At 71.4% G+C, this 25,352-nt stretch carries 29 protein-coding genes; 9 read left to right on the top strand and 20 right to left on the bottom strand.

Annotated elements, in window-relative coordinates; translation table 11 throughout:
* Positions 1–147 precede the first annotated feature (147 nt).
* The 4 genes from EV372_RS15975 to EV372_RS15960 form a co-directional block, all read right to left on the bottom strand.
* The gene (locus tag EV372_RS15975) at positions 148–888 is read right to left on the bottom strand and encodes an alpha/beta hydrolase (protein ID WP_130396619.1); all 741 of its coding nucleotides are present in this window, start codon (positions 886–888) and stop codon (positions 148–150) included.
* A gap of 32 nt (positions 889–920) precedes the next feature.
* Positions 921–1,253 carry a hypothetical protein gene (locus tag EV372_RS15970; protein ID WP_013151408.1) on the bottom strand — a complete coding sequence of 111 codons (333 nt, stop codon included), beginning with the start codon at positions 1,251–1,253 and terminating at the stop codon, positions 921–923.
* Positions 1,254–1,462: 209 nt separating this feature from the next.
* Positions 1,463–2,674, bottom strand: coding sequence for a 3-hydroxybutyryl-CoA dehydrogenase (locus EV372_RS15965; RefSeq protein ID WP_130396618.1), 1,212 nt, complete (start codon positions 2,672–2,674; stop codon positions 1,463–1,465).
* Positions 2,675–2,836: 162 nt separating this feature from the next.
* The gene (locus tag EV372_RS15960) at positions 2,837–3,223 is read right to left on the bottom strand and encodes an SCO5389 family protein (RefSeq protein ID WP_019608779.1); all 387 of its coding nucleotides are present in this window, start codon (positions 3,221–3,223) and stop codon (positions 2,837–2,839) included.
* A gap of 209 nt (positions 3,224–3,432) precedes the next feature.
* Between EV372_RS15960 and nucS the strand changes: the two genes are divergently transcribed.
* The 9 genes from nucS to EV372_RS15915 all read left to right on the top strand — a co-directional run bounded on the left by nucS (position 3,433) and on the right by EV372_RS15915 (position 12,175).
* On the top strand, positions 3,433–4,110 hold the full coding sequence (nucS, locus tag EV372_RS15955) for an endonuclease NucS (RefSeq protein ID WP_013151405.1): 678 nt from the start codon (positions 3,433–3,435) through the stop codon (positions 4,108–4,110).
* A 189-nt stretch (positions 4,111–4,299) separates the two neighbouring features.
* Positions 4,300–5,205: an ABC transporter ATP-binding protein gene (locus EV372_RS15950; protein ID WP_130396617.1), complete on the top strand. Its 906-nt coding sequence runs from the start codon at positions 4,300–4,302 to the stop codon at positions 5,203–5,205.
* The gene (locus EV372_RS15945) at positions 5,202–6,056 is read left to right on the top strand and encodes an ABC transporter permease (protein WP_130396616.1); all 855 of its coding nucleotides are present in this window, start codon (positions 5,202–5,204) and stop codon (positions 6,054–6,056) included. The genes EV372_RS15950 and EV372_RS15945 overlap by 4 nt, the downstream gene beginning before the upstream one ends.
* Positions 6,032–7,381 (top strand): sensor histidine kinase, encoded by a 1,350-nt coding sequence (locus EV372_RS15940; RefSeq protein ID WP_130396615.1) that lies wholly within the window; start codon positions 6,032–6,034, stop codon positions 7,379–7,381. The genes EV372_RS15945 and EV372_RS15940 overlap by 25 nt, the downstream gene beginning before the upstream one ends.
* Positions 7,378–8,010 carry a response regulator gene (locus EV372_RS15935; protein WP_130396614.1) on the top strand — a complete coding sequence of 211 codons (633 nt, stop codon included), beginning with the start codon at positions 7,378–7,380 and terminating at the stop codon, positions 8,008–8,010. The genes EV372_RS15940 and EV372_RS15935 overlap by 4 nt, the downstream gene beginning before the upstream one ends.
* An 85-nt stretch (positions 8,011–8,095) precedes the next feature.
* Complete coding sequence (locus tag EV372_RS15930) at positions 8,096–8,755, top strand: DUF1707 SHOCT-like domain-containing protein (protein WP_130396613.1); 660 nt, start codon at positions 8,096–8,098, stop codon at positions 8,753–8,755.
* Positions 8,756–8,995: 240 nt separating this feature from the next.
* Positions 8,996–10,591 carry a M20/M25/M40 family metallo-hydrolase gene (locus EV372_RS15925; protein WP_130396612.1) on the top strand — a complete coding sequence of 532 codons (1,596 nt, stop codon included), beginning with the start codon at positions 8,996–8,998 and terminating at the stop codon, positions 10,589–10,591.
* Positions 10,592–10,898: 307 nt separating this feature from the next.
* Complete coding sequence (locus EV372_RS15920) at positions 10,899–11,495, top strand: cob(I)yrinic acid a,c-diamide adenosyltransferase (RefSeq protein WP_130396611.1); 597 nt, start codon at positions 10,899–10,901, stop codon at positions 11,493–11,495.
* A 230-nt stretch (positions 11,496–11,725) separates the two neighbouring features.
* Positions 11,726–12,175 carry a hypothetical protein gene (locus EV372_RS15915; RefSeq protein ID WP_130396610.1) on the top strand — a complete coding sequence of 150 codons (450 nt, stop codon included), beginning with the start codon at positions 11,726–11,728 and terminating at the stop codon, positions 12,173–12,175.
* Between the two features lie 87 nt (positions 12,176–12,262).
* Here EV372_RS15915 and EV372_RS15910 read toward each other — a convergent pair whose 3' ends face one another.
* From EV372_RS15910 to EV372_RS15835, 16 genes are all read right to left on the bottom strand, one after another.
* The gene (locus EV372_RS15910; protein WP_130396609.1) at positions 12,263–13,468 is read right to left on the bottom strand and encodes a cation:proton antiporter; all 1,206 of its coding nucleotides are present in this window, start codon (positions 13,466–13,468) and stop codon (positions 12,263–12,265) included.
* Positions 13,469–13,640: 172 nt separating this feature from the next.
* Positions 13,641–14,156, bottom strand: coding sequence for a hypothetical protein (locus EV372_RS15905; protein WP_130396608.1), 516 nt, complete (start codon positions 14,154–14,156; stop codon positions 13,641–13,643).
* Between the two features lie 83 nt (positions 14,157–14,239).
* Positions 14,240–14,551 (bottom strand): MTH1187 family thiamine-binding protein, encoded by a 312-nt coding sequence (locus EV372_RS15900; RefSeq protein WP_013151394.1) that lies wholly within the window; start codon positions 14,549–14,551, stop codon positions 14,240–14,242.
* 44 nt (positions 14,552–14,595) lie between these two features.
* Positions 14,596–15,078, bottom strand: coding sequence for a DUF2550 domain-containing protein (locus tag EV372_RS15895; RefSeq protein ID WP_197044265.1), 483 nt, complete (start codon positions 15,076–15,078; stop codon positions 14,596–14,598).
* A gap of 27 nt (positions 15,079–15,105) precedes the next feature.
* The gene (locus EV372_RS15890) at positions 15,106–15,495 is read right to left on the bottom strand and encodes a F0F1 ATP synthase subunit epsilon (protein WP_013151392.1); all 390 of its coding nucleotides are present in this window, start codon (positions 15,493–15,495) and stop codon (positions 15,106–15,108) included.
* A gap of 79 nt (positions 15,496–15,574) precedes the next feature.
* Positions 15,575–17,017, bottom strand: a complete 1,443-nt coding sequence (gene atpD, locus EV372_RS15885; RefSeq protein WP_130396606.1) for a F0F1 ATP synthase subunit beta — start codon at positions 17,015–17,017, stop codon at positions 15,575–15,577.
* 5 nt (positions 17,018–17,022) lie between these two features.
* Positions 17,023–17,943: a F0F1 ATP synthase subunit gamma gene (locus EV372_RS15880; RefSeq protein ID WP_013151390.1), complete on the bottom strand. Its 921-nt coding sequence runs from the start codon at positions 17,941–17,943 to the stop codon at positions 17,023–17,025.
* A 3-nt stretch (positions 17,944–17,946) separates the two neighbouring features.
* Positions 17,947–19,587 (bottom strand): F0F1 ATP synthase subunit alpha, encoded by a 1,641-nt coding sequence (gene atpA / locus EV372_RS15875; RefSeq protein ID WP_130396605.1) that lies wholly within the window; start codon positions 19,585–19,587, stop codon positions 17,947–17,949.
* Positions 19,588–19,652: 65 nt separating this feature from the next.
* A complete protein-coding gene (locus EV372_RS15870; RefSeq protein WP_130396604.1) occupies positions 19,653–20,477 on the bottom strand; it encodes a F0F1 ATP synthase subunit delta in 825 nt (274 codons plus the stop codon).
* Positions 20,477–21,019, bottom strand: a complete 543-nt coding sequence (gene atpF, locus EV372_RS15865; RefSeq protein ID WP_197044430.1) for a F0F1 ATP synthase subunit B — start codon at positions 21,017–21,019, stop codon at positions 20,477–20,479. The genes EV372_RS15870 and atpF overlap by 1 nt, the downstream gene beginning before the upstream one ends.
* Positions 21,020–21,074: 55 nt before the next feature.
* A complete protein-coding gene (atpE, locus tag EV372_RS15860) occupies positions 21,075–21,305 on the bottom strand; it encodes an ATP synthase F0 subunit C (RefSeq protein WP_013151386.1) in 231 nt (76 codons plus the stop codon).
* Between the two features lie 124 nt (positions 21,306–21,429).
* Positions 21,430–22,260, bottom strand: coding sequence for a F0F1 ATP synthase subunit A (atpB, locus tag EV372_RS15855; RefSeq protein ID WP_026338246.1), 831 nt, complete (start codon positions 22,258–22,260; stop codon positions 21,430–21,432).
* 105 nt (positions 22,261–22,365) lie between these two features.
* Positions 22,366–22,596, bottom strand: a complete 231-nt coding sequence (locus EV372_RS15850; RefSeq protein WP_013151384.1) for an AtpZ/AtpI family protein — start codon at positions 22,594–22,596, stop codon at positions 22,366–22,368.
* A gap of 105 nt (positions 22,597–22,701) precedes the next feature.
* Positions 22,702–23,127, bottom strand: a complete 426-nt coding sequence (locus EV372_RS15845) for a Cg1360 family ATP-synthase-associated protein (protein WP_130396602.1) — start codon at positions 23,125–23,127, stop codon at positions 22,702–22,704.
* Between the two features lie 224 nt (positions 23,128–23,351).
* Positions 23,352–24,515 carry an MraY family glycosyltransferase gene (locus tag EV372_RS15840; RefSeq protein WP_013151382.1) on the bottom strand — a complete coding sequence of 388 codons (1,164 nt, stop codon included), beginning with the start codon at positions 24,513–24,515 and terminating at the stop codon, positions 23,352–23,354.
* A gap of 12 nt (positions 24,516–24,527) precedes the next feature.
* Positions 24,528–25,313 (bottom strand): L-threonylcarbamoyladenylate synthase, encoded by a 786-nt coding sequence (locus EV372_RS15835; protein ID WP_130396601.1) that lies wholly within the window; start codon positions 25,311–25,313, stop codon positions 24,528–24,530.
* Positions 25,314–25,352 lie beyond the last annotated feature (39 nt).

Raw genomic sequence — 25,352 nt, 5'->3', positions numbered from 1 at the left:
CGTGCGAGGACCCGCCTCCCCCGGCTGACGCCGGGGAGGGCGGGTCCTTCGTCGTGTCGGAGGCGGGACGGCGCCTCCCGCGGCGGGCCCGGGCGCGGCGGCGCCGAACCGACGGCGGGGACGGCAGTGGTTCAGGCCCGCGCGGGGCTAACCGAGGGTCTGGACGTCCTTCTCGTAGGGGCCGTCCCACTCCACGGGGAGGGGGTAGGCCTCGGGGTTGACCCGCTTGACGATCTCGTCCAGCACCCGGCGCACGTAGGGCTCGCCCACCCACAGGTGCTTGGCGCCCTCCACCCCGACGACCTCGCACTGGGAGAGCGGTTCGAAGCGCTTCCTGGCCTCGTCGGGGCGCAGGTAGTCGTCGTGCTCGGGGACCAGGGCGACCACCGGCTTGCCCGTCCGCGCCCACGCCTCCATGTCGGCCTCGTCTGCGCGGTGCAGCGGCGGCGACAGCAGGATCGCGCCCTTGATCTGCGGGTCGGCGCCCCACTTGAGGGCCAGCTCGGTGCCGAACGACCAGCCCAGCAGCCAGGGTTCGGGCAGGCCCTCGAACTCGGTGAACTCGATGGCGGCGAGCACGTCGTGCTTCTCGGTCTCGCCCTCGCCGAACTCGCCCTGGCTGGTGCCGTGCCGCGAGCCGGTGCCGCGGGTGTTGAACCGCAGCACCGCGATGTCGGCCAGCGCGGGCAGCCGGAACGACGCCTTGCGCAGGACGTGGCTGTCCATCATGCCCTCAGCGGTGGGCAGGGGGTGCAGGCACACCAGGGTGGCCTTGGGGTCGCGGCCCTCGGGCAGGGCCAGCTCGCCGACCAGTTCCAGGCCGTCGGCGGTGTGCAGGGTGACGGGTCGTCTCACGGCGGGCAGCACCGTGGTGGCTCGGATCTCCATGGCTCCTCGTGTCCGGGGTAGGTGGCCGGGGTTCAGCGGCGGGGGGAGCGCGGCGCGCGGTGGGAGCGCCGGTCCCAGCAGGAGGAGTGCCAGTGGCGCCGGTCGTCGCCGTCACCGTAGGGGCGCCAGGCCACGACGTGCGCCATGCCGGTCGGGATCTCCTGGGCGCAGCCGGGGCAGCGGTAGACCTTGGTGGCGGCGGCGCCGGGGATGCGGCGCGTCACCCACTCGCCGTCGGGGCCGGTCTCGCGGCGCTGTCCGCCGGTGACGCGCAGCATGAGGGCGTCCTCGTCGTCGGGGGCGCCGCCGGGGGCCTTGCGGCCCCGGGCGGATGTGCGGCGGGGAGAGTTACGGCGCGGGCTCACACCGTCCAGGTTAGAAGAGGACCGGCAGTGGCCGCCGCCACAGGATCGGCGGCGGCCGGCTTCGCCTCCCCGCAGGACGAGCGGCCCGGCACGGTGGCCGGAGCGCTCCCGTGCGCCGTGGCGCTCCTGTGCCGGGCGCGGGGCCGGCGCGGAGGCGTCACCGCGGGCCCGGGACCCGCGCCCCGCGACGGCGGCGCCTCCGGTCGGCGCTAGGCGTGGCAGGCGCAGCCGCCGTGGCCCTCGCCCTCCGGCGCGTCGGGCAGCTGGTCCATCAGCAGCGGGGCGGGCACCGGGATGTCGGTGAGGCCGTACTCGCCCATCGCGACCAGGGTGGTGACCACGGCCTCGGAGCCGCGCTCCTCCAGCAGTTCGGTGGGGCCCTTGGGGTAGCCGCAGCCGAAGCGCATGGCGGTGTCGACGTCCCTGGCGGAGGCGTAGCCGTCGCCGATCATGCGCAGGGCGTCGTCGATCTGCGGCGCGAGGAGGACCTCGCCCAGGTCCAGGGTCTCCTCCTCCCGGATCATCTGCGCGTAGCGGCCGGTGGGGCGGGGCTCGGGGGCGTCGTCGGTGCCCGCGTAGAAGCCCTGGCCGGACTTGCGGCCCAGGCGGCCCGCGGCCACCATGCGGCGCAGCAGCGGCGAGGCGGCGTAGCGCCGGTCGCGGTACTCCTCCCACAGGACGTCCATGACGGCCAGGCAGACGTCGAGGCCGACCAGGTCGGCGAGGGTCAGCGGGCCCATGGGCAGACCCGCGGCCTTCTGCACCGAGGCGTCGATCTCCTCGCGGGTGGCCACCTTGCGCTCGTACAGGCGGATCGCGTCGTTGATGTAGGGCACGAGCAGGGCGTTGGCCACGAATCCGGCGCGGTCGCCGACCGCCACGGGGGTCTTGCCGATGCGCTTGGCGACCTCGCAGACCACGTCGACGGTCTCGGCGCTGGTGGAGACCGTGGTGATGACCTCGACCAGCTTCATGACCGGGGCGGGGTTGAAGAAGTGCAGCCCCACGACCTTGTCCGAACGGCCGGTGAGCGCGGCGATCTCGGTGACCGACAGCGAGGACGTGTTGGTGGCCAGGATCGTGCCGGGCGGGCAGATCCGGTCCAGGTCCGCGAAGACGTCCTTCTTGATGTCCATCCGTTCGGGGACGGCCTCGACGACGAAGTCCGCGTCGGCGAGGTCCTCGCGCGAGGTGGTGAACGTCAGCCGGGCGTCGATCCCGGTGCGTTCGTCCTCGGTGAGCTTGCCTTTGTCCACCGCCTTCGAGAGGGACCGGTCCACGTGGGCGCGGCCGCGGTCGACGGCGGCCTGGTCGATCTCGACCCCGGTGACGTTGAACCCCGCGCGGGCGAACACCTCGGCGATACCCGCGCCCATCGCGCCGAGTCCGACGACACCGACCTTGTCAAATTCCTGCACCATACGCCCAGACTACGGGCCCGGCCGAACCGTCCCGCGCACGGGATGCCCGAGTCGGGCACTCGGTGCCATCCGGTGCGGCGGTGGCGGTGCCGCCGCACCCCGGCCGTGGCGCGGCGGCACCGCCCCTCCCGGAGGGCGCGACCACCCCTGACAGGGCCGCCTCTAGCAGTCGACGAGCTCGGGCGACTGGTTGAGCAGCTGGGCGCGCGGGGAGGTGAACTCGGCGCGGGCCTCCTCGGCCCCGGGTGCGAAGAGGGCCACGCGGTGGCAGTTCTGGAAGGCCAGGCGCAGGCCGAAGTGCCGCTCCACCGCGCCGCGCATGGCGTCGCTGGCGAGCAGGCGCAGCAGCTGTCCCCTCTCCTGTTCGCCGGGCGGGGGCACCTCGTTCGCCTCGAAGCCGGACTCGGCGGTCCGGGCGCCCTCGGCCAGCCCGCTGACCACCTCCCAGGCGTAGGGCAGGGAGTCCTTGATGCAGGCGATGAAGTCGGCGTCCTCGACCGGGCCGTGCTTCGCCTTCTCCAGCAGGTCGGGGGAGACCGTCAGCGACATGGGGGTCCCTTCGTCGTCGCGGGCGCGCGCATCCGCGCGCCCCTGGCGACGTTAGGGGCCCGGCCGCGCCCCGTCATGGCACCGGGGGGACACACCTGTCTTCCCTCGGGGGCACATCCCCGTGACGCGGTCGCCAGCGCCGAACGGGGAGGGCGGACGATACGCGGTTGCGCCCCGAGCGTGCGGCGGAGGCGGTAACGTGACGTTTCGTGCGTCTCGTCATCGCTCGGTGCAGTGTCGACTACGTCGGCCGCCTCACCGCCCACCTGCCCATGGCTCCCCGCCTGATCCTCATCAAGGCCGACGGGAGTGTGTCCATCCACGCCGACGACCGGGCTTTCAAACCGCTGAACTGGATGAACCCGCCCTGCAAACTGCGCGAGGAGACCGTCGCCGACGGGCCCGACGTGTGGACGGTCACCCACGGCAAGTCCGGTGAGAAGCTGGTGCTGACCGTCGAGGAGGTCATGCACGACTCCTCGCACGAGCTGGGCAAGGACCCCGGCCTCCAGAAGGACGGCGTGGAGGCCCACCTCCAGGAACTGCTCGCCGAGCACATCACCACCCTCGGCGACGGCTACACCCTCATCCGCCGCGAGTACCCCACGGCGATCGGCCCGGTGGACATCCTGTGCCGGGACGGCGCCAACGCCACCGTCGCGGTGGAGCTCAAGCGCCGCGGCGACATCGACGGCGTCGAACAGCTCACCCGCTACCTGGAACTGCTCAACCGGGATCCGCAGCTCGCGCCGGTGCGCGGCGTGTTCGCCGCCCAGGAGATCAAGCCGCAGGCCCGTGTGCTCGCCGAGGACCGCGGCATCGCCTGTGTGGTGCTGGACTACGACGAGCTGCGCGGGATCGAGCCGGACGTGCTCCGCCTGTTCTGAGCGGCCCCTTCCCGCCTCCCGACGGGCCCCGGGCGCGAGCGCGCGCCCGGGGCCCGTCCGCGTCCGCTCCGGGCCCCTGCCCTGAGGCCGCCCCCTCCCTTGGTCGGGGCGGCGTCCTCCATCCGGAGGACACGGGTGCGCCCCGGCGGCCGATACCCCGGGGGCCCCGCCCGCGGGAGAGTCGGTGGCATGAGCGAGACAGCGATCGAGGTCCACGGCCTCCGCAAGAAGTACGGCGACGACGAGGCCGTCGCCGGAGTCGACCTGAGCGTCCGGCGCGGCGAGGTCTTCGCCCTCCTCGGCCCCAACGGCGCGGGCAAGTCCACCACGGTCGAGATCCTGGAGGGCTTCCGTCACCGCGACGACGGCACCGTCCGCGTGCTGGGCGAGGACCCCGGCGCCGCCGGTCGCCGGTGGCGCTCGCGTATCGGGGTGGTGTGGCAGGGCGAGACGCTGATCCCCCAGCTGTCCGTGCGCGAGGTGGTCCGCCACTTCGCGGGCTACTACCCCGCCCCCCGCGACCCCGACGCGGTGGTCGACCTGGTCGGTCTGGGCGAGAAGTCCCGGGCGCGGGCCGCCTCCCTGTCCGGCGGCCAGCGCCGCCGCCTGGACGTGGCCCTGGGCATCATCGGCAGGCCGGAGCTGCTGTTCCTGGACGAGCCCACCACCGGCTTCGACCCCAGGGCCCGGCGCGACTTCTGGACGCTGATCGGCGACCTGGCCCGGGGCGGCACCACCATCGTCCTGACCACGCACTACCTGGAGGAGGCCGAGGCGCTCGCCGACCGCGTGTGCGTGGTCGCGCGCGGCAGGGTGCGCGCGCAGGGCTCCCCCGCCACCCTGGGCGGGCGTGCCTCGGCCCAGGCCACCGTCGGCTGGACGGTCGACGGCCAGCGCCGCGAGACCCGCACCGACGAGCCCGCCCGGGTGGTGGGCGAGCTGTCCGCCCTGTTCTGCGGCGAGGTCCCGGAGCTGAGCGTGCACCGCCCCACGCTGGAGGACGTCTACCTGGGCCTGATCGGTGAGGAGGGCCAGAGCCGCGGGGAGGGCGACGACAGGGACGGCCGCCCCGCCCAGAGGAAGGTGTCCGCGTGAGCACCGCGACCGACCGCACTCCCACCGACCCCGCCGTACCGGCCCCCTCCGGACGCCTGCCCGGCGCGCTGCGCGTCGGGCTGTCCCGGGGCTGGCTGGAGATCCGCGAGTTCACGCACGAGTGGGAGAGCGTGATCTTCACCTTCTCCCTGCCCGCGCTGATCCTGGTCATGTTCTCGTCGATCTTCGACGGCATGTTCGACATGGGCATGCCCGCCGTGGACTACTACCTGCCGGGCCTGGTGGCGATGGGCCTGATGTCGGTCAGCTTCCAGCAGCTGGGGCTGAGCATCGCCAACGAGCGCGAGCGGGGCGGTCTGCGCCGCCTGCGCGGCACGCCGATGCCGCCGACCGCCTACTTCGTCGGCAAGACCGTGGTGGTGCTGTTCCTGGCCCTGGGCCAGCTGGTCCTGCTGCTGGGCGTGGCCGTCCTGGCCTTCGGCGCGCGCGTGCCCGACGAGCCCGCCGCCTGGGCGACGCTCGGGTGGGTGTTCGTGCTGGGCACCGTCTCCTGCTCGCTGCTGGGCATCGCGGTCAGCTCCCTGGCCCGCAACGTCCGCTCCGCCTCCGGCATCGTGGTCGTGCCCTTCCTGGTCCTGCAGTTCATCTCGGGAATCTTCGTGCCCGTCGTCGCCCTGCCCGACTGGGTGCTCGACGCCGCCGCGCTCTTCCCGCTGATGTGGATGGCGCAGGGCCTGCGCGCGGCGTTCTTCCCCGACGAGATGGCCGCCCTCGAACCCGGCGGTTCGTGGGACCTGTCCGGGGTCGCCCTCGCGCTGGGCGTGTGGTGTGTGGTGGGCTTGGCGCTGGTACTGCTGACGTTCCGGTGGAAGACGAGGAAGGACGGGTGATCGCCGTGGCCGTACGGGCTCCGGGGGGCGGCCACGCCCCGCCCGCACCGTTCCCCGGGCCCGGCGGCGCCCCGCCCGGGGAAGGCGCCCCGGCCGGGGAGGAGGAGCGCGTCGAACGGCACGCCTGGGACCTGGGCGTGTGGTGGGACGTGTACTTCACCTCCGTGATGGCCGCCATGGCGGCCATCGCGCTGGTCACCAGCGACCCCTTCTGGCGGTGGCCGCTCGTGGGGCTCATGGCCGCGGTGACGGGCGTGTACTACCTGTTCGCCAGGCGGTTGGTGATGCGCGAGGAGCGGATCCGCCCTGCGGTCCTCATGGCCGTCCTGCTCGTGCTGTGCCTGCCCGCGGTGACGGTCAACCCCACCCTGACCTTCCTGGTCGTGGCGGTGGCCCCGCTGTGCTTCATCACCTCCCCGGTCCCGGCCGCCGTCTCGACGGTGGGCGCGATCCTGCTGGTCCCGATGCCGCTGCGCGGCCTGCTCGGGCTGAGCGAGTGGGACGACATCGCCGTCAACCTCCTGATCAACGGCGTGATGGTGGGCTACACGCTGTGGTTCGGCGGCTGGCTGGGACGGATCATCGAGCAGAGCTACGAGCGGGCCAACCTCATCAGGGAACTGCGCGAGAGCCGCCTGGAGGTCGTGCGGCTGTCGGAGGAGACCGGGGCCATGGCCGAGCGGGAGCGCCTGGCCCGCGAGATGCACGACACCCTGGCCCAGGGCTTCACCAGCATCGTCGCCCTGGCCCAGGCGGTGGAGTCGGAGATGGACTCCGACCCGGAGCTGGCCCGGCGCCACCTCGCCCTGATGCGCGAGACCGCCGCCGAGAACCTCGCCGAGGCGCGGGCCATGGTGGCCGCCCGCCAGCCGGTGGGCCTGGACAGCCAGACCCTGGAGTCCGCCCTGGACAGGATCGCCTCCCGCCTGGGAGACGAGCTCGGCGTCCCCGCGGACACCGAGGTGCTCGGCGCCCCGGCCGCCCTGTCCAACGACCTGCAGATCTGCCTGCTGCGCACCGCGCAGGAGGCCCTGGCCAACGTCCGCAGGCACGCCCGGGCCGGGTACGTGCGGGTGGCCCTGGAGTACACGCGGGCCCCCGACGGGAGCCCCGGTCCGGTGGAACTGACCGTCGCCGACGACGGCGTCGGCTTCGACCCCGGGCGGACCGCGCCCGGGAACGGGCTGGCGAACATGCGGCGCCGGGCCGAGGACGCCGGAGGCTCCGTGGAGGTCGGCAGCGCCCCCGGACACGGCACCCGCGTCCGCATGTCGCTGCCCCTGCCCCCGCAGACCCCGCGAGGCGGCGAGGAGGGCGCACCGTGATCCGTGTCCTGCTGGTCGACGACCACCCGGTGGTCCGCGAGGGCATCCGCGGGATGCTCGCCGCCGAGGCCGACCTCACCGTCGTGGGCGAGGCCGCCTCCGGCCCCGAGGCGGTCGTGCGGACGGCCGAACTGGAACCGGACGTGGTGCTGATGGACCTGCGCATGCCCGGCGGAGACGGCGTGGAGGCCACCGGGCGCATCAGCGCCGAGCGGCCCGGCGCGCACGTGCTGGTGCTCACCACCTACGACACCGACGACGACATCCTGCGCGCGGTGGAGGCGGGCGCCACCGGGTACCTGCTCAAGGACACCCCGCGCGCGGAGCTGGCCGAGGCCGTGCGCGCCGCGGCGCGCGGGGAGACCGTCCTGACCGGACGGCTGGCGGGCAGGCTGTTCACCGGCATGCGCCGGCGCGGAGAGCCCGCCGCGGTGCTGTCGCCCCGCGAGGTGGAGGTGCTGCGCCTGGCCTCCGAGGGGCGCACCAACGCGGCGATCGGGCGCGCCCTGCACATCAGTCCGACCACGGTCAAGACCCATCTGATGCGGATCTACGACAAGCTCGGCGTGGGCGACCGGACGTCGGCGGTGAGCCAGGCGATCCGCCGCGGGCTGCTCCCCGAGGACTGATCCCGGGCCGCGGAGCCGGGTCTCGGGGATCTCTGGGGGATTTTCCCCGATGCGGCACACCGCGCGGCGCCGGAAGAATGGTTCTATGGTGGAAGCAATGAGCGAGATCACTCCCCCCGAGCGCGGTCGGATGCGCGCCTCCGACGCCGACCGTGACTCCGTCGCGCACCGCCTGCGTGAAGCCCTCGCCGAGGGGCGCCTGGACCCGGACGAGCACAGCGAGCGGCTCGACGCGGTCTACCGGGCCAAGACCGTCGGCGAGCTGGTCCCCCTCACCGAGGACCTCCCGGCGCCGAACGCTCCCGGCGCCTCCGTGGCCCCCACCGACTTCCGTTCGCCCCGGCCGCTCTACGGCGGCGGCCGGATCGTCGACCAGGAACCCACCAGCCGGGCCGCGGTCGTCGTTCTGGGCGGTGCCGCCCGGTCGGGCAACTGGGTCGTGCCGGGCGCCTTCACCGCCTTCGCGGTGCTGGGCGGGATCGACCTGGACCTGCGCGAGGCCCGGTTCACCCAGCGCGAGACCACCATCTGGGTCTGCGCCGTCATGGGCGGGGTGGGCATCACCGTGCCCGACGACGTGCAGGTGCGGGTGCACGGCCTGCCGCTCATGGGCGGCTTCGGCGTCTCCGAGAACACCCCCAGCGTGGTGGACCCGGACGCGCCGATCGTGCACGTGCGGGGCATCGCCGTGATGGGCGGGGTGGGCGTCGAGTACAAGCCGCGCAAGCACCAGGACGAGGAGTAGCCCCGCCTCCCCGGAAGGGCGCGGGGCCTTCGGACGAGACGTTCTGCTCACGCGGGACCGTCCATGGAACCACACTGCCACCCCATGCGTAAGGTCTGTGGCTGATTGTGGCAATTGTGGTCATCGGTCCTTGCCGGGAGTACCTCCGCGGTGTCAGGCTGCACCGGTACTTCGCCTACCCAAGGTGTCCATCCCCCGACTCCCAGGAGCGGTGGACCCCCGCACTCCGGAGGAAGATCCTTGCGCACCAGTTCCGAAGGGAAGCCGCCGCGCCGGGCGGCCGTCCCCGCCTCCCGGCGCCGCGCCGCCACGGCCGGCGCCGCGGCCGTACTGATGACCGCCGCCGCCCTGGCGTCCTCCCCCGCCCACGCCGAGCCCGGGCACGCCGGGCCCCCGGACCACTCCGGAGCCCCCGAGCACGCGGGGCCGCCCGCGCACGCGGGCAGGCCGAGCGAGGACCCGCCGCTGTCGGAGCGGGTGGGCGCGGAGGCCATCCGCGAGCACCTGGAGAACCTCGACACCATCGCCGAGTACAACGGCGGCAACCGGGCCACGAACACCCCCGGCTACGACGTCGCCGCCCTCTACGTCGAGGACCAGCTGGAGCGCGCCGGGTACGAGCCCTACCGGCACGAGTACGAGTACGAGCTGTGGCGGGAGAACTCCCCGGCCGTCCTCGCCCAGACCGCGCCGGAACAGGTCGCCTACGAGGCCGAGACCGACTACGCGACCATGAGCTACTCCGGATCGGGTGACGTCACCGCCCCGGCGGTGGCCGTCAACGCCGACAGCGCCGCGAGCGGTTGCTCCCCCGACGACTTCGCCGGCTTCCCCGAGGGCGCGATCGCGATCACCGTGCGCGGCACCTGCCCGTTCTCGGACAAGGTGGACAACGCCGCCGCCGCGGGGGCCTCGGCCGCCCTGGTGGTCAACAACGAGGACGAGGTCTTCCTGGGCACCGTGGGCGAGCACTCGGCCATCCCCGCCCTGGGCGTGTCCGGGACGCTGGGCGCGGAGCTGCTGGCCGCCGAGGGCCTGGAGCTGCGGGTGAGCGTGGACGCCGAGGTCAGCAACGAGACCTCCTACAGCGTCCTGGCCGAGACCCCGGGCGGCCGGGACGACAACGTGGTGGTCGTGGGCGGCCACCTGGACGGCGTCGAGGACGGCCCCGGCATCAACGACAACGGCAGCGGCGCGGCCTTCCTGCTGGAGACCGCCATCCAGCTGGCCGAGCAGGAGGAGCCCAACAACAAGGTGCGGTTCGCCTTCTGGGGCACCGAGGAGGAGGGCCTGGTCGGTTCCACCCGGTACGTGGAGGACCTGACCGCCCAGGAGGTCGAGGACATCGCCCTCTACCTCAACTTCGACATGATCGGCTCGCACAACTACGGCCGGTTCGTGCTGGACGGCCGGATGGAGCTGCCCGGGTCCGTGGCCGCCCCGTCGGGCTCCGGCGCGATCGCGAAGGTCTTCGAGGACTACTTCGCCGCCCAGGACCAGGTCAGCGAGCCCGGCGTGCTGAGCGGGCGCAGCGACTACCAGGCCTTCATGACCGCGGGCATCCCGTCGGGCGGCCTGTTCAGCGGTGCCGACGGCGTCAAGACCGAGGAGCAGGTCGAGTGGTACGGCGGTACGGCGGGCGAGCAGTTCGATCCGTACTACCACACCGCCGACGACACCATGGAGCACGTCAACTGGGACTCGGTGGCCGAGCTGTCGGCGGCCGGTGCGCACGGCGTGGAGTTCTTCGCCGAGAGCACCCTGCCGGTGAACGGTGTGCTGCGCACGACGGCCGCGCCGGACTTCCCGCGCCTGGGCGACGGCTGGCTGAAGTAGTCCGCGCACGATCCGTGTGAGGGGCGTACACCCCAACGCGACAGGGCGGGCGGCGTGAACCCCCCGGTTCCACGCCGCCCGCCGCGGTGTCTCCCCCTCCGCGGTTCCCGGATGACCCCCTCTCGCATCCGGGTACCGCACATGGACACCACGGGAAACTACTTTCGGTAGCCCCCTGGCTCCCCAATGTATCAGTGAGTTGCATCACCTTCACACGCTGATATGGAACAGTTATCCTCCGTCACGACGGGTGCTCCGACCCACCGCCGCACCCGCCGGAGCGCGGTCGAACCCTAGGGTGGAGGGCATGACCAAACGGGACACCGACAAGCCGGTCGTGCTGTCGAAGATCTACACGCGCACCGGCGACGCCGGGACGACGGCGCTCGGCGACATGAGCCGGACCGGCAAGAACGACACGCGCCTGGTGGGCTACGCCGACACCGAGGAGGCCAACGCCGCGATCGGCACCGCCCTGGCGCTGGGCGAGCTGCCCGACGACGTCCGGGAGCTGCTCGGACGGGTCCAGAACGAGCTGTTCGACCTGGGCGCCGACCTGTCCACGCCGATCGTGCCCGACCCGGAGTACCCGCCGCTGCGGGTCCTGCCCGAGTACGTCACCCGGCTGGAGGAGGCCTGCGACGCCTACAACGCCGACCTGCCCACCCTGCGCAGCTTCATCCTGCCCGGGGGCTCCCCCACCGTGGCGCTCATGCACACCGCCCGGATCGTGGTCCGGCGGGCCGAGCGCAGCGTGTGGGCGGCCGTCGAGGAGCACGGCGAGACCGTCAACCCGCTCACCGCCCAGTACCTCAACCGGCTCTCCGACCTGCTGTTCATCCTCGGCCGGTACGTCGCCCGGGAGGGCGACGAGGTCCTGTGGAAGCCCGGCGGCGAACGCTAACGCACGCTGCCCGCCGCGGCCTGCGGGCCGCGCCCCCAGGGGTCCCGCTCCGCGTGAGCGGGACCCCTTCGCGCTCCCCGCGCCGCCCCGGGGCCTCCCGCGCCCCGGAACGCCGTCCCAGTGGGCGTCCGCGACCTGCGCGGACGGAAATCGTCCGGTGGGACGCGTGTCCTCGGCCGGACTGGGGTTATGGGTTCTGGACACAGGAACGGACGAAGGAAGGAACGCAGATGACCACCAGAGCCAGACCGGCGACCGTCACCGCGGTCTTCGTGCTGCTGGTCCTGATCGCGGTCTACCAGATCGTCATGAGCCTGATGGCCCTCCTCGGCGCCACCGCCATGGCCACCATCCCGACGATCGCCGAGGGCGCCCAGGTGCCCGTCTGGGCCGTGCTGACCGGCGCGGCCGTCGGCCTGGTCTACGGCGCGCTGTCGGCCGTCCTGGCCGTCATGGTCAACCGGAACCGAAGCGGCGTCCGCACCTCGGTGACCGCGGTCAACGCGGTCTACGCCGTCGTGATCCTGGCCCTGCTGCTCACCCCGGTCAGCGGGGTCCCCGAGATCGTCGCGGCGCTCTTCGCCGTCACCGTGGCGGTCCTGGCCAACACCGCGACCGCCAAGGAGTACTTCTCCGGCGCCGCGGTCCCGGCCGGACACGCCCACCCGCAGGTCGGCTGACCGCCCCCTGACCGCGCCCGGCCCGGCACCCTCCCACGGGCCGGGCGCGCCCCTGTCCGCACCGTTCGGTCGGCCCGGTGGCACGGGCTAACGCTCCGCCTCCCCCGCCGCGATCCGGGAACGGCGCAGCAGAGCACCGCCCACCTGGGGCAGGACGAGCACGCTCAGCATGCCCGCGCCCAGGAGGGCGGCGGCGGAGGCGCCGTCGAGGGCGCCCGTGTCGGTCCCGATCGTCGCCAGGACCGCGATCAGGGGCAGCGCGGTCGCCGAGAACAGCACCAGGGGGAGCCGCTGGCGCTCGGGGACGTCGCCCCGCGACAGCAGGTACTCGGGGCCGCCCCGCACGACCAGGAAGGCCGCCAGCAGCAGGGGGACCAGCAGCAGCGCCACCGGGTCGGCCAGCAGGGCCGACAGGTCGAAGCGCACCCCCGTCACCACGAAGAACACCGGTATCAGGAAGCCGAAACCGACGGCGTCCATCTTCGACTCCACCCGCTCGACCGAGCCCGGATGGTGGGTGGTGAACATCAGCCGCACGATGATCCCCGCCGCGAAGGCGCCCAGCAGCGCGTCCAGCCGCAGGCTCGCCGCCAGCCACACGAACAGCACGATCACCAGGATGCACAGGCGTACGGCCACCTGGGTGCTGGAGCCGAGCGTGGCCCGGATCAGCCGTGCCAGCCGCTCCGAGGGCGGGCGGGTCGCGCGCCAGGCCGAGAGACCCGCGAGGACGAAGAACCCGACCAGCAGCAGCGTCGCCTCCCACGGGCGGTAACCGCTGAGCAGCAGGGTGATCAGCACGATCGGCCCGAACTCCCCCATCGTCCCGGACGCCATGAAACGGGCCCCGAAGGCGCCCTCCAGCCCCCCGGAGTCCCGCAGGATGGGCAGCACCGTGCCCAGCGCGGTGGTGATCAGGGCCAGGCCGATGATCAGGGCCGTCTGGGAGGCGCCGAACAGGGCCCACCCCGCCCCCAGCCCGAGGGCGACCGAGCACAGCCAGGCCAGTGCCGCCCGCCGCAGCGGCCTGCCCCTGATCCGCGCGAAGTCGACCTCGTACCCGGCCATGAACATGAGCAGCGCGAGTCCGAGGTCGGCCAGCATCGCCACCGTCTCGGTCTCGCGGACCAGCCCGAAAAGGGAGGGCCCCAGGACGATGCCGAAGACGATCTCCAGCACGACCGAGGGGACGACCACGAACGCGGCCAACCGGTCGGTGACCAGCGGGGCGAGGAAGGCCGCCATGAGGATCAGGAGCAGCATGCCCAGTGTCTGCGCGACGTCGCCTTCCATGTCCCCCCGTTCCGCGGAGCGGGGCCGCTCCGGCCGTGGGCACACTACGCGCGGTCGGCGCGGCACGGCGGCAGACACGCGGACACGGGAGGCGCACACGCGGCGCGGTCGCGGCCCGGGGCCGTGGGGGCGGGGACGCCGGACACCCCGGGACGAGGGCGGCCCCGGCCCCTCAGCACTCGGGCGGGAACTCCTCCTCCGGGACGAACTCCGCCTCGGCCGACCCCCCGGCGGCGGCGTACACGCCCTGCTCCTCGGCCAGCACCCCGGTCGTGAACGCGACCGTGCCGATGTCGTGCTCGGTCTCCTCGCCCGGCGGGGCCTCCCGCGAGCCGATCCCGACCGTGTACTCCTCCCCCTCCGACTCCGGGACCAGACGGTAGACCTGCCGTCCGTCGCCGTCGGTGATCCGCCAGGCGTCACCGGGGGCGGCCAGGTCCACCTCGGTACGGTTGCCGTCGAAGTCGCGGGTGGCGATCAGGTGGATCCGCTGTCCGCCGCCGGTCAGGTCGATCTGGCGGGGGGAGGCGTCACCGCACCAGGCCACGACCAGCACGGGGAACACGTGCGCGGCGGAGAAGTGGCCCGTGGCCACGGCACCGACGTGGCCGCCCGAGGGCTGGCAGGCGGCGAGCAGGGGGACGAGGAGGACGGGGCCCAGGAGCCGGGGAAGTCGCGAGGCGAGCATGGAACCGCATCCTGCCGTGTCCGACCGCCCAGGGGAAGGGGACACGGGGCACGGCCGCGCCGCGCCCCGCGAAAGGCCCGGTCTCAGGCGTCGCCGAGTTCGCGTTCGACGGCTTCGACCTTGCTGCGCAGGCCGTCGGTGACGCCCTCGCGGACGTCGGCCTTGAGGGTGAGGCTGACGCGTGAGGCGCCCTCCCCCGCGGCCTGCACGGCGCGCTTGACGACGTCCATGACCTCGTCCCACTCACCCTCGACGCTGGTGAACATGGCGGAGGTCTCGTTGGGCAGTCCGCTCTCCCGGACCACCCGCACCGCGCGGGCGACGGCGGGGGCGACGGACTCACCGGTTCCGAGAGGGGCGACGGAGAAAGCGACGATCGTACTCATGTCGGCCATGCTAGGCACACAGGGGCGTACGGGGGAACCACCCACGCGCAAACTCAGCTCTCCCAGTGCGTTCCGGGGGGCATCGACTCCAGCCACGACAGGAAGCCGGTCTGGGTGCCCTCGCCCATGGCGATCTCGTAGGCCGCCTCGCGGGGGTCGGAGCCGTCGGCGAGCGACCAGCCCACCTGGAGCACGGTGAGGTCCGCGGGCAGGTCCTCGTCCCCGGCGGGGGCGCGCCGCCCCACGACGACGAGACCGCGGCGCGACAGCTTGGCTGTCGGCCGCGGTCTGAGTGAGAAGATCGGGAACCAGCCCAGGTTCTCCGTGCCGTACCGGCCGAAGCCGATACGCCAGGACCCCCTGCGGCCCCGCGCCCCGACGGCGCGCAGGTAGCACTCCACCGCGCCGCCGCGCCGCACCAGGATCCAGCGGCGCAGGGTGACGGCGAGCGCCAGCGCCAGGAGGACGACGAGCAGGGCGAGGAACACCCACAGCGCGGACTCCCACCAGGGTGCTCCGGGCCGGAGCCGTTGCATGCCCACCACTCGTCCCGCCGTCCTACGCTAGGCGACTTCCTCGCCCGCGGCCCGCAGACGGCTGCGGGCACGGCCCAGCGCGACGTTGTCGCCGGACTCGGCCGCGCCCTTCAGCGCCGTGCGCGCGCGGTCCACATCGATGTCCTCGGCGAGCTCGGCGGTCTCGGCGAGGATGGAGACGCGTCCCTCACCCGAGACCGAGACGAACCCGCCGTGCGCGGCGGCCCGGACCTCGCCGGTCTCGCGCGCGCCCAGCACGCGAACGACCGCGTCGTGGGCGAGCAGCGACAGCACCGGGACGTGCCCGGGCTGGACGCCCATCTCACCCTCGACGGTCTTCGCGATGACCATGTCGCCCTCGCCCGCCCAAATCTCACGTTCGGGCGAGACGATCTCGACGAAAAGCTTCTTCGACACTGCCACAAACTCCTCGGCTAGCGGGTGATTCGGCCGGGCCGGTCCCCGACCGCTGTCGGGGACCGGCCCGGCCGGAGAACTAACCCTGCAGCTTCTTGGCCTTCTCGACGGCCATGTCGATGTTGCCGACGTCGAGGAACGCCTGCTCGGGCAGGTGGTCGTACTCACCGTCGCACAGCGCCTTGAAGGAGGCGATGGTCTCCTCCAGGGGCACGAACACGCCCGGGTTGTTGGTGAACTTCTCCGCCACGAACATGTTCTGCGACAGGAAGCGCTCGATCCGGCGCGCCCGGTTGACGACGATCTTGTCCTCCTCGGACAGCTCGTCCATACCGAGGATGGCGATCTGGTCCTGGAGGTCGTTGTTGCGCTGGAGGATCTCCTTGACGCGCTGGGCCACCTGGTAGTGCTCCTCGCCCACGTACTGCGGGTCGAGGATGCGGGAGGTGGAGGTCAGCGGGTCCACCGCCGGGTAGATGCCCTTCTGCGAGATCGGGCGGGAGAGCTCGGTCGTCGCGTCCAGGTGGGCGAAGGTGGTCGCCGGAGCGGGGTCGGTGTAGTCGTCCGCGGGCACGTAGATCGCCTGCATCGAGGTGATCGAGTGGCCGCGGGTCGAGGTGATCCGCTCCTGGAGCTGGCCCATCTCGTCCGCCAGGTTGGGCTGGTAGCCCACGGCCGAGGGCATGCGGCCCAGCAGCGTGGAGACCTCCGAACCCGCCTGGGTGAAACGGAAGATGTTGTCGATGAACAGCAGCACGTCCTGCTTCTGGACGTCGCGGAAGTACTCCGCCATCGTCAGAGCGGACAGGGCCACCCGCAGACGGGTGCCCGGGGGCTCGTCCATCTGGCCGAAGACGAGGGCGGTGTCCTGGAGGACCTCCATCTCGTCCATCTCCAGGAAGAGGTCCGTACCCTCACGGGTGCGCTCGCCGACACCGGCGAACACGGACACACCACCGAAGTTGCGGGCGATACGCGTGATCATCTCCTGGATGAGCACGGTCTTGCCCACGCCGGCGCCGCCGAACAGGCCGATCTTGCCACCACGCACGTACGGGGTGAGCAGGTCGATGACCTTGATGCCCGTGACCATCATCTCGGTCTTGGACTCGAGCTGGTCGAAGGCCGGGGCCTTGCGGTGGATCGGCCAGCGCTCGGTGACGCCCAGCTCCGCGGTCGGCACGTCCAGGGACTCGCCCAGGGTGTTGAACACGTGGCCCTTGACGACGTCGCCGACGGGCACGCTGATGGGCGCGCCGGTGTCGCGCACCTCGGCGCCGCGGACGAGGCCGTCCTGGGGGGCCAGGGAGACCGTGCGCACGAGGTTGTCACCCAGGTGCTGGGCGACCTCCATCGTGATGGTCTTGGCCTTGCCGCCGATGGTCACGTCGGTGTGCAGGGCGTTGTAGATGGCAGGCAGGGAGCCGACGGGGAACTCCACGTCGACGACCGGGCCGGTGACCCGGGAGATCCGGCCGGTGGCGGTGCCAGCCCCAGCCGTCCCTTCAACTGTCGCAGTCACTTTTGTTACTCACTTCCCGCGCTGGCAGCAGCGAGCGCGTCGGCACCGCCGACAATCTCACTGAGCTCATTGGTGATCTCAGCCTGACGTGCCTGGTTGGCCAGACGGGTCAGGTTCTTGGCGAGTTCCTCGGCGTTGTCCGTGGCCGCCTTCATGGCGGCGCGGCGGGAGGCCTGCTGGGAGGCTGACGACTCCAGGAGCGAGAAGTAGATCCTGTTGACGACGTACTGCGGCAGCAGCTGGTCCAGGACCTCCTCCGCCGAGGGCTCGAACTCGTACAGCGGGAGCGGCTCGCTCCCGTGCACGGCCTCCAGCTCGGAGCTGTCGACCTCCTCCACCTCCAGCGGCAGGGCCCGGACGGCCCCCGCGCGCTGGGTCAGCATCGAGACGAACTCCGTGGAGACCACGTGGATCTCGTCGACGCCGCCGTCGGCGGCGTCGGCGGAGAACTTCTCCATGAGGGCGGAGCCGATCTCCTGGGCGTGCGCGTAGGTGGGGCGCTCGGTGAAGCCCTCCCACTGCGCCTCGAGGGGGCGGTCGCGGAACTTGTAGAAGCCCACGCCCTTGCGGCCCACCATGTAGGTGAGGACCTCCTTGCCCTGCTCACGCAGGAGCTGGGTGAGGGAGTCCGCCTCCTTGAGCACGTTGGTCGAGAAGGCGCCCGCCAGGCCCTTGTCGCTGGTGATGACCAGGACGGCGGCGCGGGTGGGGTTCTCGGCCTCGGTCAGCAGCGGGTGATCGGTCACCCGGCTGGCCAGGGCCGAGACCGCCCGGGTGATCTCCCGCGCGTAGGGCCCAGCAGCCTCCGCCGCACGCTGCGCCTTGGTGATGCGCGTCGTGGCGATGAGCTCCATCGCGCGGGTGATCTTCGCCATCGACTTCGTCGAGCGGATCCTCCGGCGATAGACGCGAAGCTGTGCACCCATGGGTTACTTCCCGCCCTTGGCGACCTTGATGGTCTCCTGGCCGACCTTCTCCTCGTCCAGCGCCTCGGCCTCGGCCTCGGTTCCCAGGAGGGTCCCGGCGGAGGTCTGGAAGCCCTGCTTGAACTTCTCCAGCGCCGAGTCGAGGGACTTCTCGGTCTCGTCCTCGAACTTGCCGCTCTCGCGGATGGTGTCGAGGATGCCCTGGTGCTCGCGGCTCAGGTGGTCCAGGAAGTCCTCCTCGAAGCGGCGCACGTCCTCGACCGGGACGTCGTCGACGCGGCCGGTGGTGCCGGCCCAGATCGAGACGACCTGCTTCTCCATGGAGAACGGCGAGTACTGGCCCTGCTTGAGGAGCTCCATCAGGCGGGCACCGCGCTCCAGCTGCTGCTTGGAGACGGCGTCCAGGTCCGAACCGAAGGCGGAGAACGCCTCCAGCTCGCGGTACTGGGCCAGGCCCAGCCGCAGGGTGCCCGAGACCTTCTTCATGGCCTTGGTCTGCGCGGCGCCACCGACACGGGAGACCGACACACCGACGTTGATCGCCGGGCGCTGGCCCTGGTTGAACAGGTCCGACTCCAGGAAGACCTGGCCGTCGGTGATGGAGATGACGTTGGTGGGGATGTACGCCGAGACGTCGCCCGCCTTGGTCTCGATGATCGGCAGGGCGGTCATCGACCCCTTGCCCATCTCGTCGGAGAGCTTGGCGCAGCGCTCCAGCAGCCGGGAGTGCAGGTAGAAGACGTCACCGGGGTAGGCCTCGCGGCCCGGCGGGCGGCGCAGCAGCAGCGACACCGCACGGTAGGCCTCGGCCTGCTTGGTGAGGTCGTCGAAGACGATGAGGACGTGCTTGCCCTCGTACATCCAGTGCTGGCCCAGGGCCGAGCCGGTGTAGGGGGCCAGGTACTTGAAGCCGGCCGCCTCGGACGCCGGGGCGGCGACGATGGTGGTGTACTCCATCGCGCCGGCCTCTTCGAGGGCGCCACGCACGCCGGCGATGGTCGAGCCCTTCTGGCCGATCGCGACGTAGATGCAGCGCACCTGCTTGTCGGGGTCGCCCGACTCCCAGTTGGCCTTCTGGTTGATGATCGCGTCGATGCAGACCGCGGTCTTGCCGGTCTGCCGGTCGCCGATGACCAGCTGGCGCTGGCCGCGGCCGATCGGGGTCATCGAGTCGATCGCCTTGATACCGGTCTGGAGCGGCTCGTGGACGGGCTTGCGCTCCATCACGGAAGCGGCCTGGAGCTCCAGCTCACGGCGTTCGGTGGACTCGATCTCGCCCTTGCCGTCGATGGGGGCGCCCAGGGGGTCCACCACGCGGCCGAGGAAGTTGTCACCCACCGGCACCGAGAGGAGCTGGCCGGTGCGGCGCACCTTCTGGCCCTCCTCGATGCTGGTGAAGTCACCCAGCACGACGACACCGATCTCACCGATCTCGAGGTTCTGGGCCAGGCCCAGGGTGCCGTCCTCGAACTGGAGCAGCTCGTTCGCCATCGCCGAGGGAAGGCCACCGACGCGGGCGATGCCGTCACCGGAGTAGGTGACGGTACCGACCTCTTCCGCGCGGGTGGCTTCAGGCTCGTACGACTGGACGAAGCGCTGTAGCGCGTCCCGGATCTCGTCCGGCCGGATCGTCAGCTCCGCCATCTCTACGTTGTCCTTGCTCTCAAATGGCGCCGGGCTGGCGCCGTGCGTGCTTGCCTTGCGTTCTGTCAGCCGGCCAGGCGGCGTTGGGCCTCGGCGATACGCCCGGCGATGGTCCCGTCGATGACCTCGTCACCCACCTGGATGGACAGGCCACCCACGATCTCGGGGGCGACCTCGATGTTGAGGTGGATGTCGCGGCCGTAGGCGCGCGAGAGCGCGGCTCCGAGCCGGGACTGCTGTTGCTCGCTCAGGGCGACGGCGCTGCGGACGACGGCGACGTAGCGCTTGGCGCGCTCGGCGACGAGTTGTCCGAAGTTGTCCAGCGCCTGCTCCAGGGTACGTCCCCTGGGTCGGGCGACCGCTTCACCGACCAGGACCAGCGTCGCGGGGTGCACCTTGCCCGAGAGCAGGTTCTCCACGAGGGAGAGGCGCAGCTCGGGGGCGGCCCCGTCGCGGGTGAGGGCGTCGCGGAGCGCGGGCTGGGCGATGACGATCCGCTGGAAGCGGAACAGCTCGTCCTCCAGCTCGTCGAGCCCCGAGGCGGTCTGGAGCTGGGCGACGGTCGCGTAGACCGCCATCCGCTCCATCGCGTCCACCAGGTCGCGCGGACCCGACCACCTGGCCGAGACCACGTCACCGGCCACGAGGACCGCGGACGGCGACACCCTGCTCTCCAGGAGCTGCCCGATCAGGCCGGTCTTGGCCTCGGCCGGGTTCGCCTGGTCGGCGAGCCAGCGGCGCAGCGAGTGCTCGCTCCCCAGCAGGGCGACGACCTCGAAGAGCTCGCTGCCCAGGGAGACGCCGCTCTGCGGGGTGCCCGCCGACGCCAGGACGTTCTCGTCCAGGCGCCGGGTCACCTCGGCCAGCGACGTGCGGCTGATACCACGCATCAGCGCACCTCTGCCTGCTGCGTGCTGTCGCTCTGCTCCAGCTCGTCCAGGAACCGGTCGATGACGCGGTTCTGGGCGGCGCTGTCGCTGAGGGTCTCACCGACGATGCGGCTCGCCAGCTCGGTGGAGAGCGCACCGACCTCGTTGCGCAGCTGCACCAGGGCCTGCTGGCGGTCGGCCTCGATCTGGGCGTGGGCCGCCTCGACGATGCGTCGCGCCTCGGCCTGGGCCTCCTCGCGCGCCTCGGCGATGATCGCGGCCCGCTGCTCCTTGGCCTTCTCCAGCTCCTGGGCGTACTCGCGGTGCGATTCCTCGAGCTTCTCGCGGTACTGCTGGCGGATCACCTCGGCCTCGGCCTCGGCCTTCTTGGCGCGCTCGATGCCGCCCTCGATGGCGTCGTGACGCTCGTCGAGGACCGCCATGACCTTCGGCACCGCCTTGCGGGCGACAAAGAAGTAGACCACGGCGAGCGCGATCGCACCGAAGGTGAACTTCACCCAGTCGATCCGCAGAATGTTGTAATCGGCTGCCAACTCCACCAACATGGTCAGCCCTCCTTCGCGTCAGTTGCCATCAGATTCCGCCGGCAAACCTTGGTCAGGAACCGGTGGGGGCGGCGAAGGCGAGAACGAAGCCCAGGATGGCCAGGGCCTCGATGAGGGCGAAGCCCAGGTAGATGTTGGTCTGGAGCGGACCGCGCGCCTCGGGCTGGCGGGCGATGGCCTGCATACCGAGACCGAAGACGATACCGACACCGATACCGGCGCCGATGACGCTGATGCCGTAACCGATGGTGTTGATGTTGCCGGTGATCGCAGCGATGTCCATTGATGTTTCCTTTTACTCGACGTCCGGCGTTGCGCTTCGCAAGTGGGTCAGTGCGCCGGTGTGGACGGATCTGTGGCTTCCCACACCCCTGCCCGGCCCGGGGGGACCGGGGGGTGTGCGGGGTTCAGTGGGCCGCTTCGAGGGACTGGTTGATGTACAGGCTGGCCAGCAGCGTGAAGATGAACGCCTGGACGGCCATGATCAGAATCTCGAAGAGGAAGAAGGCCAGGTAGCCGAGCAGAGCGGCACCGGAGAAGAGCACCGAAACCGTACTCAGGACCGGTCCGGCCGTCAGGTTCAGCATGTACCAGCCGCCGTAGGCGAACACGGCGAGCAGCAGGCTGCCCGCGAACATGGTCGCGAAGAGACGGAGGGCGTGCGTCACCGGCCGGATGAGGAACACCGAGAGGATTTCGATGGGGGTGACCAGGATGTAGATCACCTTGGGCATTCCCGGGGGGAAGATCTGGTTCCGGAAATAGCCCCAGCCGCCCTGGTTGCGGATTCCGATCACGATGGTCATGACGTAGATGACCGCCGCCAGCATGGCCGTGAAGGCCAGGTTGCTATTGACCGGCAACATACCGGGGATCAGGCCGGTGAAGTTCATGGCCAGGATCAGCGTGAACACCGCTGTCATGAACGGCAGGAACCGGTCGCCCTTGGCACCCATCGTGGGACGGGTGATCTGGTCGCGCACGAAGAGGACCAGCATCTCTCCGACGCTCTGCCTGCGCCCGGGGACGAGGCTCAGCTTGCGGCTGAACCACGACCACAGAAGCAGGACGGCACCGACCGCGACGAGCAGCAGGACCAGGTAGAGGTCGATACCCGCGCTGCCGGGGATGTTGGTGTACCACGGTTCGGGAAAGAACATCCCGATCGTGGGCGGCGTGAAACCGCACCCGTTGTCACCGAACAAGTGGCAATTCGGTTCGGCCGCGAGAATGCGCACGTCAGCACTCACGGCGAATCCTTTCGTCGTGACGCAAGAAAGCCTCGTTGATGGTTGTTGCGGAGCGTTGTCGCGCGAACCGCGACGCCGGACTGGTGGGGGGACTCAGGAGCGACGGGACTTGGCGACGATCAGGTAGATCGCACCCGCCATTCCCAGAACCGCCCCGATGGGCAGGAACAGTGCCTGGAAACCCAACAGCTCGTCCGCGGCCCAGCCGATCGCGCTCCAGACGAGCACGCCCGAGAGCAGAGTGGAGAAGAGGGCCCACCCGTCGGACTGACGCGGCACCGAATCCTCGTGCGCGTCTGTCCTCCTGGTCGGTTCGCTGCTCATCTCGCTCCGGAATATAGCATGTGAGCTCGGACGGGGACTCGGAGTCCCAGCCGTCGGGAAGCATCGTATTACGCCCGTTTCGAGGGGCACGGCCGGGGCACTCCATCACCCGTTCTCCGCGCTCTCGACCGGGTCGACGTGGAGCGTCCTCGTCCTGGAGATCGTCCAGGTCTGGCCGCCCAGCCAGGCCAGGACGACGGCCAACGCGCTGTACACGAAGGCCGAACTGTTCAGGCTGGCCACGAAGGAGCTGTTGCCCAGGGTGACCAGGACAACGCCGAGCACCGCCATCTTGAGGACGAAGCCCACGAGGTTCGCCGCGAGGAAGAGGTCCTTGTTTCGGCGGGTGACGAGGATGACGCCCGCCTGTCCCAGACCGAAGCAGCCGAGAACGACCACCGAGGCCAGCGCGGAGCCGGCCAGGCCCGGTGTACCGGCGAGAAGCACCGATACCGCCAAGGCCAGAAGGGCGCACGCCACACCGGGAAGCGCGGCACCGCGGAAGGCCCTCCAGGCGTCGTTTTCCTGCATGGCGAAGCTCCGTCTGGGGTCGTGGTTGCCTGCTCGTGAAAGCTATCACAAGGTTTTTGGTGCTGAATCCGGGGGTTCCTTAACGCGACCTTAACGGTCCGCGAAGTGCCCGATCCAGACGGTTTCTCGCGCTCATGTCGCCTTCGCCACACCTGTTCCGCCACCGTATTCGCAGGTCACAAGCGTCTTCCCTCGACCCCAAGGTACGGCCCCCGGGGGCCCGCTCAGCCATCAGTTGGCGAATCGTGATCTGGGGCCGTCTTGACGCTTTCCTTGCGCCGCGGGAACAGCAGTCCGCGTCGCCGCAGGCGGGGCAGCGCGATGAGGCCAACCGCACACGTGGCCACCAGCGCGGTCACCGCCAACACGATGACCCAGGAGTCGAACACCGACAGGGCGACCGCGGCGAAGGCCACGATCCCCGCCCACAGGTACATCAGCAGCACAGCGCGCACGTGGCTGTGGCCCATGTCCAGCAGGCGGTGGTGCAGGTGGCCCCGGTCCGGCGCGAACGGGGACTTGCCCGCCAGGGTCCTGCGCACGACGGCCAGCACCAGGTCGGCCAGCGGAAGGGCGATCACCAGCAGCGGCAGCGCGATCGGCAGGAACACCACCAGGCCGGAGTTGAACCCCTCGCGCGCGGTGTTGGCGTCGAACTGCCCGGTCACCGTGATGGTGATCGAGGTCAGCAGCAGGCCCAGCAGCATGGCCCCGGTGTCGCCCATGAACACCTTGGCCGGGTGGAAGTTGTGGCAGAGGAACCCGGCGCACGTGCCCGCGAGGATGATCGCGATCATCGCCGGATAGGACTGGCGCACGAAGCCCTGCTCCACCGCGACGACGTAGTAGTAGGCGAAGAAGGCCAGGGAGGAGATGGCGACGATGCCCGCCGCCAGGCCGTCGAGGCCGTCGGCGAAGTTGACCGCGTTGATGGTCACCACGATCAGCAGGATCGAGACCATCGCGCCCAGCCACGGCCCCAGGGAGAGCTGGGTGCCGGGCAGCGGCAGCCACAGCAGCTGCACGCCCTGCCAGACCAGGATGCCCGCGGCGGCGGTCTGCCCGGCGAGCTTGCTCAGCGCGTCCATGCCCCAGCGGTCGTCGATGACGCCGACGATGGTGATGAGTCCGCCCGCGAGCAGCAGGCCCATCCAGGTGTCGGCGAGGAAGACGTCCTGGAGGTGGGGCAGCTGGGCCGAGATCAGCAGGGCGGCGGCGAACCCCCCGTAGATGGCCAGCCCGCCCAGTCGCGGGATGGGCTCGGTGTGCACGTCGCGGTCGCGCACCGGCGGCGTGGCGCCGAAGGCGATGGCGAACCGGCGCACCAGCGGAACGAGCAGGTAGGTCACCGCGGCGGCGATGACGAAGGTGAGCGCGTACTCACGCACGTCCTGGCCCCTCTAGTTCTTGTCGCCGTCGGTGGCGGTCCCGGGAGCGCTCTCGTCCTCGTCCCGCGAGGTCCGCGGCTCCGGTGCCGGGGCCTGCGCGTCCTCGGCCTCGCCGCCCTCCGGCCGCGCGGGCTTGCGGGGCCCCTTGCGCAGCTCGCCGATCACGGTGCCGCACACCGCGCGCAGCTGTTCGATGGAGATGGCGCCCGCGCGCAGCACGCGCGGGACCGCGTAGGTCAGGTCGACGATGGTGGAGGAGACGCGGGACTCGGTCTCGCCGCCGTCCAGGTAGACGGCGACGTCCTCGTCACCGAGCTGTTCGATGGCCTCCTCCACGCGGGTCGCGGAGGGCTGACCGGACTTGTTGGCGCTGCTCACCGCCATCGGCCCGACCTCCTTGAGCAGGTCCAGGGCGACCGGGTCCATCGGCATGCGCACGCCCACGGTGCCCTTGGTGTCGCCCAGGTCCCAGGACAGGCTGGGGGTGGCGGTGCAGACCAGCGTGAGCGGGCCGGGCCAGAACTCCTCCATGAGGTCGCGGCCGTGGTTGCCCAGGTCGTCGACGAGGGCGTTGGCCGCGCGCATCGAGCCGACCAGCACCGGCGGGGGCATCTCGCGGCCCCGGCCCTTGGTGGCGAGCAGCCTGGCCACGGCGGTCGGGCTGAAGGCGTCGGTACCGATGCCGTACACGGTGTCCGTGGGCAGCACCACAAGGTCGCCTCGGCGTACCGCGGACGCGGCGTCGGCGATGCCGTCCTTGCGGGCGGTCTCGTCCGCGCAGTCGTAGATGCGGCTCACCTGCGTTCACCTCACTCTTGAACGGAGTCCACCGGGTTC

It is taken from the genome of Nocardiopsis sp. CNZ308 (assembly GCF_004217075.1).
The sequence above is the reverse complement of the archived record's forward strand: the minus strand, read 5'-3'. Positions and strand labels throughout refer to the sequence as shown.